Annotated in this window: 14 protein-coding genes; 11 read left to right on the forward strand and 3 right to left on the reverse strand. The window is 43.0% G+C overall.

All coding sequences use genetic code 11. The features are described from left to right. Positions 1–50: 50 nt before the first annotated feature. Positions 51–776, reverse strand: a complete 726-nt coding sequence (locus OW255_RS08800; protein WP_268116375.1) for a DUF305 domain-containing protein — start codon at positions 774–776, stop codon at positions 51–53. Between the two features lie 139 nt (positions 777–915). Here OW255_RS08800 and OW255_RS08805 point away from each other — a divergent pair, with 139 nt between their 5' ends. The 3 genes from OW255_RS08805 to OW255_RS08815 all read left to right on the forward strand — a co-directional run bounded on the left by OW255_RS08805 (position 916) and on the right by OW255_RS08815 (position 2,967). Further along, entirely contained in the window at positions 916–1,569 is a 654-nt protein-coding gene (locus OW255_RS08805) for an HAD family hydrolase (RefSeq protein WP_024836283.1), read from the forward strand. Positions 1,570–1,630: 61 nt separating this feature from the next. Continuing rightward, the gene (locus OW255_RS08810; protein ID WP_268116376.1) at positions 1,631–2,653 is read left to right on the forward strand and encodes an LCP family protein; all 1,023 of its coding nucleotides are present in this window, start codon (positions 1,631–1,633) and stop codon (positions 2,651–2,653) included. Between the two features lie 128 nt (positions 2,654–2,781). Continuing rightward, on the forward strand, positions 2,782–2,967 hold the full coding sequence (locus OW255_RS08815) for a FeoB-associated Cys-rich membrane protein (RefSeq protein ID WP_268116377.1): 186 nt from the start codon (positions 2,782–2,784) through the stop codon (positions 2,965–2,967). Positions 2,968–3,103: 136 nt separating this feature from the next. Here OW255_RS08815 and OW255_RS08820 read toward each other — a convergent pair whose 3' ends face one another. Then, positions 3,104–3,730 (reverse strand): peptidase E, encoded by a 627-nt coding sequence (locus OW255_RS08820; RefSeq protein ID WP_268116378.1) that lies wholly within the window; start codon positions 3,728–3,730, stop codon positions 3,104–3,106. A gap of 222 nt (positions 3,731–3,952) precedes the next feature. Here OW255_RS08820 and OW255_RS08825 point away from each other — a divergent pair, with 222 nt between their 5' ends. Both OW255_RS08825 and OW255_RS08830 read left to right on the forward strand, forming a co-directional pair. Next, a complete protein-coding gene (locus OW255_RS08825; RefSeq protein WP_024836279.1) occupies positions 3,953–5,182 on the forward strand; it encodes a CobW family GTP-binding protein in 1,230 nt (409 codons plus the stop codon). A gap of 35 nt (positions 5,183–5,217) precedes the next feature. After that, a complete protein-coding gene (locus tag OW255_RS08830) occupies positions 5,218–6,153 on the forward strand; it encodes a TIGR03943 family putative permease subunit (protein WP_035317984.1) in 936 nt (311 codons plus the stop codon). Between the two features lie 162 nt (positions 6,154–6,315). Here the strand turns inward: OW255_RS08830 and OW255_RS08835 are convergent, their stop codons facing one another. Continuing rightward, complete coding sequence (locus OW255_RS08835) at positions 6,316–7,701, reverse strand: polysaccharide deacetylase family protein (protein WP_268116379.1); 1,386 nt, start codon at positions 7,699–7,701, stop codon at positions 6,316–6,318. Positions 7,702–7,891: 190 nt separating this feature from the next. Between OW255_RS08835 and OW255_RS08840 the strand changes: the two genes are divergently transcribed. From OW255_RS08840 to OW255_RS08865, 6 genes are all read left to right on the forward strand, one after another. After that, positions 7,892–9,127 (forward strand): D-alanyl-D-alanine carboxypeptidase family protein, encoded by a 1,236-nt coding sequence (locus OW255_RS08840; RefSeq protein ID WP_024836276.1) that lies wholly within the window; start codon positions 7,892–7,894, stop codon positions 9,125–9,127. A gap of 147 nt (positions 9,128–9,274) precedes the next feature. Beyond that, the gene (locus tag OW255_RS08845; protein WP_268116380.1) at positions 9,275–10,792 is read left to right on the forward strand and encodes a sensor histidine kinase; all 1,518 of its coding nucleotides are present in this window, start codon (positions 9,275–9,277) and stop codon (positions 10,790–10,792) included. After that, positions 10,764–11,561, forward strand: a complete 798-nt coding sequence (locus OW255_RS08850; protein WP_268116381.1) for a response regulator transcription factor — start codon at positions 10,764–10,766, stop codon at positions 11,559–11,561. The genes OW255_RS08845 and OW255_RS08850 overlap by 29 nt, the downstream gene beginning before the upstream one ends. 159 nt (positions 11,562–11,720) lie before the next feature. Continuing rightward, positions 11,721–13,265 carry a sugar ABC transporter ATP-binding protein gene (locus tag OW255_RS08855; RefSeq protein ID WP_024836273.1) on the forward strand — a complete coding sequence of 515 codons (1,545 nt, stop codon included), beginning with the start codon at positions 11,721–11,723 and terminating at the stop codon, positions 13,263–13,265. Positions 13,266–13,267: 2 nt separating this feature from the next. Next, the gene (locus OW255_RS08860) at positions 13,268–14,317 is read left to right on the forward strand and encodes an ABC transporter permease (protein WP_024836272.1); all 1,050 of its coding nucleotides are present in this window, start codon (positions 13,268–13,270) and stop codon (positions 14,315–14,317) included. Positions 14,318–14,344: 27 nt separating this feature from the next. Continuing rightward, positions 14,345–15,430, forward strand: coding sequence for an ABC transporter substrate-binding protein (locus tag OW255_RS08865; RefSeq protein WP_024836271.1), 1,086 nt, complete (start codon positions 14,345–14,347; stop codon positions 15,428–15,430). Positions 15,431–15,493: the final 63 nt, after the last annotated feature.

Genomic DNA, 15,493 nt, shown 5'->3' on the forward strand with positions numbered 1-15,493 from the left:
TTGATCCGGAACAATGAAATTCCGTCAAGGCGTTTTTTGTACGCTGTATTCTATTGCGTCAGTTTTTTTAATTCCTCTATTTGGGGCTTTCTATCGTTAATAATTTTCTGAGCCATGGTAACGACTTCATTATAATCGGTATATTCGAGTATTGAGGTGGAGAGATTTACGGCCAGCTGATCATACTGCATCAGGGCCTGAGAAAAGGCATGTTCCAAGCTGGAAGAGTCCGTTGTTCCTGCTTTTTCAAATTCCGCCACCAGTGCATTGAAATCGGTGAGATAAGCATTTTCCATATCCTCGTTCTTGTGCTCCTCCCTGGCGTATTTATCCATTAATTCCTTCATGGTTTCGTTCTCTGCCTGGAGCCCTTTTTCCGTTTGCTGGGATAGGAGCTTAAATGTTTCATCATTGCCCCCAAAGGTTTTATAAGACTCTGAAAGGAGGGTGGTTGCTTCATTTAGTGAAACCATTGCTTTTACATAATCCAGGGACCCATTTCCTGAGGCTTCCATAGGTTTTAGCTCCTTTAGTAAATTCGCTCTAAGCTCTTGCTCTCTGGTGAGATAGCGGTTTATGACATCCTCTGCGGAAACATTGTCCAGGTTCTTATTGGGTGGGATTGTCAGGGAATCGCTGACGCCATTTGTCGAGGCGTTCGGGTCTGTTGTTTTGCTTTTTCCGCGATACCAGTTTGCTGTGGTAAAAGCGGCAATCAAAAGAAATGCAACTCCTATCATGGCTGCAATGATCCAGTATCTTCTATTTTCTTTCATATCATTCTCCCTTATCTGTCATTTACAGACATGTTTATTATGGTCATAAATAAGTACCTTATGCAAAATCAGGGAATACTGGATTTTAAGTGCACCATGCCCTATAATGGAACTATGATTTTACGTAAGGAGGAGAATTATGTATAAATGCTGTATTTTTGATCTGGATGGAACTGTCCTTGATACCATTGCTTCCCTTTCTCATAGTGTCAGTTTAGCTATGGCACATTTTGGCTATGGACCAGTGGATGAGGAACATACGAAGAAATTTGTAGGAGACGGATATAAAAAGCTGGTGGAACGGGCCCTTATTTATTCCGGAGATGAAGCTCTGGTGCATTATGAGGAGGCTCTTTCTGTATATGAAAAGATATTTGAGGAAAATTGCCTCTATGAGATAAAACCTTATGATGGAATCCCGGAGCTCCTTCGGTTCTTAAAGGAAAAGGAAATTAAATTAGGGATACTGACGAACAAAAACCGGGTGAGAGCGGTGGAATGTGTGGAGACCTGCTTTGAACCGGGATATTTCGATCTGATTGTAGGGGATGGGGACGGAATTTCCTTAAAACCTGATCCAGCCGGTGCCTTATTTATGGCAGAAAGCTTTCACGTAAAGCCTTCAGAATGCCTGTATTTCGGAGATACCAACACAGATATGAAGACTGGAATCCATGCAGGTATAGATACCGTTGGTGTCACTTGGGGATTTAGGGATCAGAAGGAACTTGAAACATTTCATCCCAGCTTCATCATCGATCACCCGGAAAAGATAAAACATATTTTTGCATAAATTTTAAAAATAAAGGGAAATTAAGGAGAGATAAGAATGCATTGTTAATCTGGGAGGAATCATGGCTAATTACTTGAAATGGGGCTTTATTACGATTGCAGCCGTATGGGCGGCTATGATAGGTACGATGGCAGGATTTGCATGGAATATAGCTCATATGCCGCAGAGGCTGCCGGAGATTGAGAGGCCCCCGGTTCAGAATACCAATATCAGTATAGAGACTCAGGAAAAGATGGAAGGCTATTGGACCGTTGCTGTCTTTGGTGTGGATTCCAGAGAAGGCAATTTAAAAAAGAGTACCAGGTCTGATATGCAAATGGTCTTTAATATTAATCTAGGTACCGGAGAAATGAGAGTTGTTTCTGTATACCGCGATACTTACTTAAAGCTGGATAAAAAAGGACGGTATGGGAAAATCAACGATGCCTACTTCTTTGGAGGTCCTACACAGGCAGTCGATGCTCTGACAGAAAATCTTGATTTAAGTATAGATGACTATGCCGCATTTAGCTGGAAGGCGGTTGCAGAGGCTATTAATATTTTGGACGGAATTGATGTTGACATCAGTCATGAAGAATTTCGGTTAATCAATGGTTTTATCACGGAGACCGTGGAATCTACAGGCATTGGCTCCCATCATCTAAAGAAGGAAGGCTTAAATCATTTGGATGGGGTTCAGGCGGTGGCTTATGCCAGACTTCGTAAAACAGATACTGATTTTAAGCGGACGGAAAGGCAGAGAGAGGTTGCAAATCTGGTGCTTAAGAAGGCCAGAGAAGCTGATCTGGCTACCTTAAACAGGCTGGCATCTACCGTTCTTCCCCAGATATCAACCAGCATTGGAATGAAGGATCTTCTGCCCCTGATAAAGAATGTGAGGCGGTTTCACATGACAGAATCGGAGGGATTTCCCTATAAAGTAAAAGACGCTGCCATTGGGAAAGTAAAGGACTACGTTGTGCCCGTTGATATGGTGGACAGTGTCAGGCATATGCATCAGTTTTTATTTGATGAAGAGGATTATGAGCCATCAGAGACGGTAAAGGAAATCGGGAAACTCATTAAGTCCAGAGTAAATAAATAATGACAGGTATGCAATGATTTTTTGGAACCTGGCTACAATCCGTGAAAGTGAGAATATTCTATATATAAAAGTATCTGATTCTCGAAGCTACTTAGAGATGGAGGCAAAAAAGGAAGGAGAGACCTCTTATGCTGTTGTGGCTTTCCGCCAATGGATCAACAATTATTATTTCTCTGATTCTGATTTTTCTGGTGTATCGTGCCGGAAAAAAATTGACTAAGCAAAAGGGCAGCTGCTGCGGCAACTGTTCTGGATGCAGCGGATGCTGTTTTCACTGCTTTGATGAGCAGGAAAGGGAAAAGCAGGAACTGTAAAAGGCTTGTTACAAGCGCCCTGTGGAAAAAGGATAAAAAATATGCCTTGATCGGTCTTATAATTCCCGTTTCAAGGCGTATTTTTATGGCATTATAACTATGATATCATAAATTTATAAATGAATAGAATCCGTGTTTATGAATGGAGCTGGCTTGTTTTTACCTTTATCTCTTCGTTATTGACCAGAATGGCCTCTTGGTTGCTGATGGGAGAGAGCTTTAAGGTAGAGGAATAAGTATCTATAATTTTCTTAGAGGCTACCTGAAAGGGTGGATTGTTATAGTGAGGGACAGGATAGAAATCTACAAGACCAAGCGCTTCAAAGCTTTCAAGGTTCGGTGCCTCATCAATAGAATCCATACCTTTTGCATATTCAATATCAGCCGATGCAACAATGGCTCCTGCCGATTCCCCGATATAAAGTTTTCCTGAATTTACTTCCTCTTTTATTAACTGATCAGTACCGGTACGTTTCATTTCCTGAAGCAGGAAAAATGTGTTCCCTCCGGTCACGTAGATATAATCATTTTGCTTGAGTTTTGAAGTGATTTCTTCTGCTGATGCAGTGGAAATCTCCAGCTCATCAACCATAAGTCCCATATCCTCCAATGTTTTCCTACCTGATTTCACATAAAAATTAACCGTTTCCACGATACTTGCGGTGGGAATAAAGGTAATTGTTTTCCCCTTTAAGTTTTTTTCAAAATCTGGAAGCAGGTCTGCCACATCCTGAAATGAGGATGCCAGAAATAGTTTTTTCATAAGCTGTTAGCTCCTTTCTTTGCTGTCTTTATTATAGTATACCAGAAAAAGGTGTCAAAAAGTGATACCATTAAATTGGAATCATTGAATCAGCTGATAATTTTTGCAGATTATGCCGAAGAAAACAGGAGGCACTCTGCTTGACTTATGGTAAAGTTTGTGACACAATAAGTAGTTGTAGTTTCTTGTTAAACTCTGGAAAGAAAAGAGGTACGTACTGACATGACAAAGATTGATATTATCTCCGGCTTCCTTGGAGCTGGAAAGACGACTTTTATTAAGAAGTTATTACAGGAAGCCATTGCAGGTGAGCAGGTTGTCCTGATTGAAAATGAATTTGGTGAGATAGGAATTGACGGTGGTTTCTTAAAGGATGCAGGCATTGAGATCCGTGAGATGAATTCTGGCTGTATTTGTTGTTCTCTTGTAGGCGATTTTGGAGAATCCTTAAAAGAAGTGCTAACAAAGTACCAGCCTGACCGTGTAATTATCGAGCCTTCTGGTGTAGGTAAGCTGTCTGACGTTATGAAGGCAGTTGTTGACGTTGCTTCCCAGCTTGATGTGGTTTTAAACAGCGCAGTGACCATTGTTGATGCTCAGAAGTGTAAAATGTACCGGAAGAATTTTGGTGAGTTCTTTAATAATCAGATAGAAAATGCCGGAACCGTTGTTTTAAGCCGTACAGACATCGCGCCATCGGACAAGGTTGACCAGGCAGTTGAAATCATCAGGGAATTGAATCCAAAGGCTTCCGTAGTTACCACACCATTTGGGGAACTGAGCGGAAAACAGCTTATGGAAATCATTGAAAAGCCTGATACCATGGTTGAAGATCTTTTGGCTGAGGTCAAGTCCCATCATCATGACCACGAAGGAGAATGTGGCTGCGGCCATGATCACGGCCATGAGCATCACCATCATGATCACGAGGGAGGCTGCGGCTGTGGTCATAATCACGACCACGATCACGACCATGAGCATCATCACCATGATCACGAAGAAGGCTGTGGCTGCGGTCATAATCACGACCACGATCACGACCATGAGCATCATCACCATGATCACGAAGAAGGCTGTGGCTGCGGCCACAATCACGACCATGACCATGAGCATCATCACCATCATCATGGTGAAGGCTGCGGCTGTGGTCATGACCATGACCATCATGATGCAGATGAGGTATTCACCAGCTGGGGAGCAGAGAATGTTGCTTCTATCAGCAGGGAAGAGCTGGACAAGATCCTTGATGAGCTGGCATACGGAGAAGGCTTTGGAGATGTTCTTCGGGCTAAGGGTATGATTCCAGGAGAAGAAAAGGGTCAGTGGCTTTACTTTGATCTTGTGCCGGAGCAGTACGAAATCCGTAATGGAGTTCCGGAATATACTGGCAAGGTATGTGTCATTGGAGCCAATTTAAAAGAAGAAGAGCTGAAAAAAGCGTTTAAGCGTTAAGTGGAATGGAGGAAAACATGAGTAATACCGAAACAATGGAAGATGATTTTATGCCGGTATTCCTGATTAATGGATTTTTGGAATCAGGTAAGACCCAGTTCCTTCAGTTTACCATGGAACAGGATTATTTTAAGACAGACGGGAAGACACTGTTAATTGTCTGCGAAGAAGGTGAGACAGAATACGATTCAGAACTGCTTTCCCGTAATCATACAGAAGCTGTTTTCATTGATAGCTTAGAAGAGATGACACCAGACCGACTTCTGGAGCTGGAGCTTCTTCACAATCCGGAGCGTGTTCTGATTGAATGGAACGGAATGTGGAATTTAGATCAGTTAAAGCTTCCGGATGACTGGAACGTTTATCAGCAGATTACACTGATTGATATGTCCACCTTTGATTTATACTCAGCCAATATGAAGCCGCTTCTTTTTGCAATGGTCAAAAATTCCGAGATGATTATCTGCAACCGCTGCGATGGGATCGAGGATCTTTCCGGCTATCGCCGGACGCTTAAGTCCATGAGTCCCAAGGGAGAGATTGTGTTTGAAGATTCTGAGGGAGAGGTCAATGAGATTGCAGAAGAAGATCTGCCCTATGATATGAGCCAGGACGTAATACAGATATCGCCTAAGGCTTATGGAGTCTGGTATATTGACTGTATGGAGCGGAGAGACCGGTATGAAGGGAAAACCGTCGAATTTACAGCTATGGTACTAAAAACTCCCGAGTTCCCAAGAAATTACTTTGTACCGGGACGTATGGCCATGACTTGCTGTGAAGATGATATGACCTTCTTAGGATTTGTAACAAAATCAAGAGAAGCCAATAACCTTGAGACAAAGCAGTGGGTCAAGGTAAAGGCTAAAATTGCCTATGAATACTGGAAAGATTATAACGGGGAAGGCCCGGTACTTTATGCAGAAACTGTATCTCCTGACCAGCCGATCAAAGGATTCGTAGAATTTTAATACATCGTTTAAGTATTTCACGTAGTTCATTATAAAAAAGGTATTTTGACTGGTGCTAAACCATGTCAAAATACCTTTTTACTTATTTGCGTATTTATTTCTATCTTTCTATATTTCTAAAACAAATGAATTATGAAACGTTCCCAGTTTAAGCATTGCTGCTTACATGGGAGGAACAGGGGTAGGTCTGTCCGGATCAAATACGTCAGGTACATTGAAAAGATCCTTTAAGCTGTCAGGATAATAATACATACGGTATCCGTCAAGGTTTCTTCTGGCCTGGCGGAAATAATCTGGTCCAAGCTGCATCCAGGTGGATTTGCTGGCATCTACATTACAGAAATAGCGAAAGCCCTGTGATTGTAAATAAGTAAAACGTTCGTTGTCCTCCGTATAAGGCGTCCAGCTTCCAATGTCACTTCCAAAGGGAAAGAGAATAATGTCCGTTGGGCCGATTAAGGACCCCACGTTCTTTGCCCATTTATCCGAATCTATTTTAAAATGCTCCATGGAAATTCCGCCCATGTTGCGGTGGCCCCAGCTGTGAGAGGCCAGCTCCCATCCATGCTCCTTAAGATTCTGGGCTACGGCTGCCGCCTGTTTTTTGTCTTCTTCAAAATTAGGGTTGGTATCTTTATAAGCCTCGTCGGTGCGATACCCCAAGATTCCATTGTACCCGGTAAAAGCCAGGATTCCCCTTGCTCCTTTGTAGGAAAAACCAGGGTGCGTCTGAATAAAATTTTCCAGAATAGGGACCAGGTCATAATCTCCAACGGAAACGCTGCCATCATCCATCTTCATCTCACAGGTGGGGTAGCCGTCTTTTCCAATGACAAGCCTGGAAGCGAATCCGTCCCCATCCATATATTCGTAGTAACAAACATCATCCTGGGAAAGAACGAACGCTTTTTTTCCCTCTGGTAACATGATGTTGCCATATGTAAATTTAGGATTGCCGTTTTCATCCTTTGTCTCATATGCCAGATCGTGAATCTTGACAAGCACATAGCCCTTGTCGTACATAGACTGCATGATCTTTAAGAATTCAGACTTGGTGGTCATCATCTGGTTATAGCCTGCCTGTTTCTTATCTCCATCAAAGGCCTTTTTGTTGTCCATAATCAGAGAATGAAAAAATACATGGGTCACATCCTGTGGATTAACAGGGACTAAAGCGCTTTTGGCAGTTTCATATCCGGCAATGGCTGATTTAAAATCCTCTCTGGCGGCCAGATTGGTATCAGACTGTAAAAGGGCAATGGCTCCGTCATAATCGTACTGGATAGACAGTGCCTCAGCCTTTTCAAGAAGAGTTAAACCAGGATCCTTTTCTGGTTCACTGGCAGCAGTTGCTTCACTTTCAGAGGAGTGGTTTGCGACAGAAGAATCAGCAGGCAATGTGCCATGACCAAGCTTTTTATTTATGGCAATGCCACAAAGTGCAAGAATTGCAATGATTAATAATCCAAAGAATGCAATTATAATAGTGCTTTGAATACGGTTTCGACCTCTGCCGAAATTTCGCTCACGGAAATTATTAAAGTTCATAGTCTAACCCCTTAGCTTTTCAATATATTAGGTTGTTACCCAATGAGTGTAACATTTCCTGTACAAGTATATCATACTTTATGGGAAGATGAAACGATAAGCTGGGAATTTTTTTTGGAAAAATTGGCATAGGAATAGGATATGTCCCCATACAATGGTATAAAGTAATTTTCAGGGGATGGTATCTAGCATGAGGAGAGTTACGGCATTTGTTTTAAGCTGTATCCTGCTTTGTTACAGTTTATGCATTCCGGCCGCAGGACAGGAGCCTGATATCGCGGTAGCCTCGGATATGATTGTACAGGCAGAACAGGCGAAGGAGGTTAATGCAGAGGGAGGCCCGGCGATCCAGGCCCCAAGTGCTATTTTAATGGAGGCTTCGACCGGTCAGGTCATCTATGAAAAAGATGCAGATGAAAAGAGAAGCCCAGCCAGTATTACAAAAATTATGACACTGATCCTTATTTTTGATGCGCTGGATTCCGGCAAAATTAAACTTACGGATGAGGTCGTTACCAGTGCCCATGCAAAATCAATGGGTGGCTCTCAGGTGTTCCTCGAAGAGGGAGAGGTTCAGACAGTGGAAACCCTGATTAAGTGTATTGTGGTTGCCTCTGGAAATGATGCCTCTGTGGCCATGGCAGAATACATAGCAGGAACAGAAGATGAGTTTATAAAAATGATGAATGAGAGGGCGGCAGCTCTTGGAATGACCAATACTCATTTTGAAGATTGCTGCGGACTTACAGAGTCCCCCACCCATGTGACAACTGCCAGGGATATTGCTATTATGTCCAGAGAGCTTATTAACAAATATCCTCAAATACATAATTATTCCACCATCTGGATGGAGAACATCACCCATGTAACAAAGCAGGGGACGAAAGAATTCGGTCTATCCAATACCAACAAGCTGTTAAAGATGGCCACGAACTTTAATGTAACTGGTTTGAAAACTGGTTCTACCTCTGTCGCCAAGTACTGTTTGTCAGCCACAGCAGAAAAAGATGGCGTCCGGCTCATTGCCTCCATTATGGCAGCACCGGATTATAAGGTTCGGTTTGCCGATGCCCAGACCTTGTTAAACTACGGGTATGCCAACTGTAAGCTGTATGAAGATAAAGATATGATTCCTCTTCCGAACATGATCGTAGATAACGGTGTGGAAGAAGAGGTCCCCCTAAAATATGGCGGTTCATTTTCATATCTGAGCTTAAAAGGGGAAGATTTTGCAGCCATTGAAAAGAAACTGGAACTGGTTCCTTCCCTTCCGGCACCCCTAGAAGAAGGCCAGCCGGCGGGTTCTCTCATCTATACCCTTGGTGGAAAGAAGATAGGAGAGGTTCCCATTCTTACTGCCCAGGCCGTCCGGGAAGCTAAATTCATGGATTATTTGAAACGTCTATTAAAGGCATTTAATCTGTAATTACAAAAAAACGCAGCCGCAAAAATTCTCGTTTTGCGGCTGTGTTTTTTTTCTATATACAATAATATTGACAAAAAGTTTAAGGGAAGCTAAGATAAATTATGATTATTGCACAAAAACGACAAATGGGGATTGGGAGGAAAACAGGTGGGGAAACGGCTGCTTGCCCTTTGGTATCAGATGACACTAAAAAAGAAGCTGTACGTAATCATTGGCAGCGTAGGAATGATTATGGGTGCTTCTATTTTTATCAATTTAAAGGTGGTATACATATTCGTAGACGGTGCAAGAGTGATTATGGATGACAATCTGGCCTGCTATAAATTTCAGGAATCCATGGAAAAGGAGAGGGAGCAGTTTGCCCGCCTTCTTTCAAACAATACATCGGATAACCGGTCGGCATACCAGCTGGCCTGCAGGGAGACTAAAATTCATTTAGATGGACTTCCTTATGATTACGATAAGATAGGGGAGGCCCGTTTTGGGGTGACCTGGAATATTATCAATGGATATGAGACCTATGAAAAGCAACGGGAAAAGGTAGTATCCATGAGCTCGGGAGATGATAACTACATCAAAGAGCTGTACAAGGTCTATAACATGCAGAAGTATCTGGAAATCTATGCCAACCGTCTCACGAAAATCGTGTTAATGGCGGGAAATGATTATTATGAAGTCCAGATTTCAGCGCTGAAGCGGATGCCCTATCTTTTGGTTATGATCAGCCTTACGGCCTTTGTGGTGCTTGTGATTCTTCTTCGGTTCATTACAGGGAGTATCGTTAAGGCGGTGGTACAGCTGGCCAATGTTTCCGGAAGAATTGAAAAGAATGATTTTTCTTCTCCTGATGTGCACTGGGACGGAACCGATGAAATCGGACAGCTTGTGAATGCCTTTAATAAAATGAAATCCTCCACAGAAAATTATGTGATTGCAACAGAAGAGAAAAGACAGGTGGAAGAAAAGCTTTACCGCCATGAGCTTGAGAGGGCAGAGCTTGAAAAACGTTTCTCCATGGCTCAGCTTCAGCTGATTAAAAGTCAGCTGAACCCTCATTTCCTGTTTAACACCTTAAATATGATGACAAGGATGGCTCAGATGGAGGAAGCGCCGGTAACGGAAGAGATGCTGGTCGCCGTTGGAAATCTTCTTCGTTACAGTCTTAGGACCTCAAACGCCTTTGAGCCTCTGGAACAGGAGCTTAAGGTGGTGCGGGATTATATGTATATCCAGCAAATGCGTTTTAAGGACCGGTTTCAATGGAATATCAATTGTGACAGCGCTTTGTATCAGGAGGAGGTTCCTGTTTTTCTTCTACAGCCTCTGGTGGAAAATGGGGTGATCCACGGCATATCGGAGAAAGAAATGGGGGGCGCCATCCAGATCGATATTAAAAAATCAGGGGAGAATTTATGGATATCCGTCTCGGACACCGGAAAAGGAATGGATCCGGAGAAGCTTAATGCCATACGAAATGCCATGGAAACAAAAGGGACCGGACTGGGGATCGGTCTTGGAAATATATACAGAAGAATTTCTGCTTATTATGAATATGGGAAGGTAACCATTCACAGCACAGAGAACAAGGGTACTGTAGTTGAAATTGAATTCGGTGGGAAAAAGGGGTATACGGGGAATGCAACGGTTGATGATAGTGGAAGATGAAATGATTGAGCGGATTGTGCTTAAGAAGATGATTCAAAAAAAGTTTGGGGACAGCTGTTTTGTGTTTGAGGCACAGAATGGAAAAGAAGCAGTGGATGTCTTTCGGCGGGAGAAGATTCAGGTGGCTATTTTGGATATTGGAATGCCAGGTCTTAATGGAATCCAGGCTGCTGAAATTATGAGAAAGGAAGACCCGCATTGCTGCCTTATATTTTTAACGGCATATGACAGGTTTGATTATGCAAAGAAAGCCATATCCATAAAAGCCATGGAATATTTATTAAAGCCCTATTCCCAGAAGGAAATTATTAATGTAGTGGAAGAAGCTCTAAGGGTAAGCGGTGATGTTACCCCCCAGACCAAAAAAGAAAAGGATATGGCAACAGAAGCTGTCAATAATATTTCAGAAAAAGAACCGGATTATAACAGCAGTCGGTTGTCGGTGATGACCTCTATGGTGGAGGAATACATTCGTTCTAATTTCATGAATGATATTTCGATGAATGAAGTAGCTCGTTCCATCGGGTATTCAGAACCTTATTTTTGTAAAATGTTCAAGCAGCAGTTCGGTCAAAGCTTTACCTCTTACTTAATGGATTACAGGGTTGGCGAGGCAAAAAAGTTTCTGGAACAGCCCAATGTAATCGTGAAAGATGTTGGTGCAAGAGTGGGATATTTAGATTCCAATTATTTTACAAAGGTTTTTAAACGTCTGGTTGGGATTAACCCGTCAGAGTATAGAATGAATCGACTGAATGAGCTTTCATAGGGACAGAGCCTGGTGATCCAGGCTCTTTTTTTCTTTGTTCGTAAAAAAAGATAAAATTATACTAGGGATGATAAAAACTTACGATAGAATCCGGTATAGGCAGCAGATATAATGAATGCAAGCACAGGAGGTGTGAACAAGCAGAGAGGAGGATGAGGGATGGAACAGGAATTGTTTCGTATGGAAGGAATCAGCAAAAGCTTTCCCGGGGTCAAGGCTCTCGATAAAGTAAAACTGTCAGTAAATAAAGGAGAAGTATTAGGACTTGTAGGCGAAAACGGAGCTGGCAAATCCACTCTTATGAAGATTTTATCCGGAGTGTATCAGGCAGATGAAGGTGAAATCTTTATTGAGGGAGAAAAAGTAGTCATTGATTCGGTTGCCAAGGCACATGAGCTTGGGGTCAGCATTATTATGCAGGAACTTAACATGTGCGGGCATTTAAGCGTTGCGGATAATATATTTATTGGCAGGGCGCATAAAAAAGGTATCTTTATTGATGACAACAGGATGCACGAGGAAGCAAAAAAGATACTGGTCGACTTAGGTATTGAACTAAATACCTATGACCACGTAGGAAGCTTGAGCATTGCCCAGCAGCAGATGGTGGAAATAGCAAAAGCAATCAGCTTTAATTCCAAGATACTGGTTCTTGATGAGCCAACGGCAACGCTGACAGAGAAGGAAATCGAGCAGCTGTTTGGAATTATCAGGCGTCTGAAGGAAAAAGGCGTTGGAATGGTATATATCTCCCATCGAATGGCAGAGCTGAACCAGATATGTGAACGAGTGACCATAATCCGGGATGGACAGTACATAGGAACCAGAAATTTAAATGAGATAACAATGGATGAACTGGTAAACATGATTGTAGGCCGTTCTCTGGAGGACAAATATCCAAAACATAAGCGTACCATTGGAGACATTGTACTGGAAGCTAAAAATGTACGCCGTGGTACCAAGGTAAATGCGGATTATCTGTATGTAAGAAAAGGAGAAATCCTTGGAATTTCAGGTCTTGTGGGTGCTGGAAGAACAGAGCTTATGCGTTGTATCTTTGGTGCGGACCAGCCGGACTCCATGGAGCTTTTTATGGAGGGAAAGCCCATTAAGGTGACTTCCGTCATTCAGGCCATTAAGCATGGAATTGGTTACGCCACAGAAGACCGAAAACGGGATGGACTGGCCCTTGGTCTGGATATTAAATACAACACCAATATGGCTCATCTCCCAAGCATAACCCGTTTTGGCTTTATTAATGATAAGGCCGGACTTGAGAATGCAGAAAAATATGTAAAGCGTATGAGGACGAAGACACCCAGTGTCCATCAGCTTTGCAGAAATCTTTCCGGTGGAAATCAGCAGAAGGTGGTGCTTGCAAAGTGGCTGTGCAATGATGTTAAGGTGCTGATCGTCGATGAACCTACCAGAGGAATTGATGTAGGAGCGAAGTACGAGGTATATGAGCTTTTCAACCAGCTTAGTGATCAGGGCGTATCCATTATCATGATTTCTTCAGAATTACCTGAAATCCTTGGTATGAGTGACAGGGTTGTTGTTATCCATCAGGGCGAGATTAATGGAGAACTGGATGCGAAAACCACGACCCAGGAAGAGATTTTATATCTGGCAGCCGGTTATAACAAACTGGAAGGAAAAAAGGCGCCTGTTTTACCGGGCGGAGGAGATAGAAAAGGAGAATAAGGATGGCAATTATAAAAGCAAAGGGGCAGGAAAAGAAGGGCGGCTCGTTTGGAAAGCTGGATGCGGCTACAAGGCGTGCAATCTATTCACTGGGGATCCTGATCGGATTGTTTGTACTGTTTTCAGTTCTTCAGCCGGCAAAATTTTTGGCTCCTGCTAATTTACAGAATCTTTTGCAGCAGATTGTAACGTATACGATTATTGGATGCGGTTTAACATTTTGTCTTGTCTGCGGTGGTAACGATTTATCCGCAGGTGCTTCCATGGCATTGTCAGGCATTATTATGGTAGCCCTTTTGATGATGGGACTTCCCCTTCCGGTATGTATCATTTTATGCTTGATCATGGGCCTGCTTACGGGTGTCATGAACGGTTTCTTTATTGAGATTTTGGGAGTGGTACCTTTTGTAGCTACGTTAGCAACCCAGTGGGTATACCGAGGCATGGCCAACGTTTTGGTAAACGGTGCTCCACTTTATACCACCAACATTCCTTCCGCAGAAGTTCAAAAGCAGTTTTACGTTCTTGGCGGAGGACGAATTGGAGGGGACGGGCTTCCATACAGCGTTATCATTACTCTTGTCTATGCATTGATTCTTGGAGTGGTTCTTGCAAAGATGCGGATCGGCCGCCAGATTTATGCCTGCGGTTCCAACTTAGAAGCAGCCAAGCTTTCCGGTATCAATGCAGTAAAAACACGTATGTTCGCTTACTGTATTTCCGGTCTGTCTGCGGCAATCTGTGGAATTTTAGTTGCCTCAAGATTATCCAGTGCCCAGCCTACCGCTGGTAACGGATATGAGATGGAAGCCATTGCAGCGTCTGTATTAGGCGGAATTTCCATTATGGGTGGAGAAGGTAAGATTTTAAATACGGTAATCGGTGCCTTAATGATGGGTGTTATTCGTAATGGACTGAATTTAAATGGGGTCAATTCATTCTGGCAGCAGGTAATTGTAGGCGTAATCCTGTTAATCGCAGTTGCATCTCAGACTGCGAAAAAGAGCGGTGATTTAGGGGCAATCAAGCGGTTCTTTGGCTTGACAAAATAAAACTATATAATTCCAGGAGGAGAAGAAATGAGAAAAGTAACGGCAGTATTGTTGGCGGCAGCCATGGCAGTTACCGGTTTGGTTGGCTGTTCCAGCAAACCTACAGGAGGCGCAGCAGCGACCACTGCAGCGGAGGGCAGCAAGGAAACATCAGCACCGGAGAAGGCAGAGAGTACCAAAGCTGAAGCAAAGACCGAACAAAAAGCAGGGGGTAAGACCATCTACGTAATCGTAAAGGTGTTGGGAAATCAGTACTGGAGCGTTTTACAGGCAGGTGCAGAGCAGGCAGGCAGAGAGCTGGGCTGCAATGTAGTAGTCGTTGGAACTGCTTTGGAATCTGATATTGAAGGACAGCTTACCCTTCTTCAGAATGCAGTATCTGCTCAGGCAGATGGAATTGTTATTGCTCCCCTTGACAGTGTATCCCTTGACGCACCCATAACAGAAGCTAATAATTCTGGTATTCCGGTTGTTTTAGTAGATACAGTCATTAAGAGTGATAATTACAGCGCAGCTCTTCTTACAAACAATGTAGAGGCTGGAAAAACTGCTGCAGAAGAGATGATCCGCAGATTAAAAGACAGAGGAATCAGTGAAACAGAAGAGGCTCAAATTGCCATTCAGGTTGGTTCCACAGGCTCCCAGACCATCAATGACCGTGTAAAAGGCTTTAACGAGTACTGGGATTTAAATGCTCCAAAGAGCTGGAAGGTTTTAAATAACGACATCAAGGTAAATGATGGTGATATCAGCAAGGCAGTAGGCTTCTGCCAGGATTTCATTACCACCTATCCTAACTTAAAAGCAGTCTTTGGACCGAACAATGGTTCTACCGTAGGATTTGTAACTGGTATTACAGAATCCGGACGTGACGATATTTCCATGGTTGGCTTTGATTTCTCTGCTGAGATTGAGACCATGATCCGCAGTGAGAAGTACGATGTAGCTTCTGTGGTACAGCGTCAGTTCTATATGGGCTATGATGGGGTTAAGACAGCCCTTGAACTTGCCGATGGTAATGGTGTAAAAGAAAAAACCGTGGATACTGGTGTTATTCTGGTAGATAAGACCAATGTGGATGATCCTAAGGTTCAGAGTATAATTAATCCATAAACAAATAAACTATAAGTAAGATTAAGACGCTTCCTCTGTGCCCAGAGGAGGCGTTTTGGGGTG

Source organism: Lacrimispora xylanolytica, from assembly GCF_026723765.1.
Taxonomy (GTDB): Bacteria; Bacillota; Clostridia; order Lachnospirales; family Lachnospiraceae; genus Lacrimispora; species Lacrimispora xylanolytica.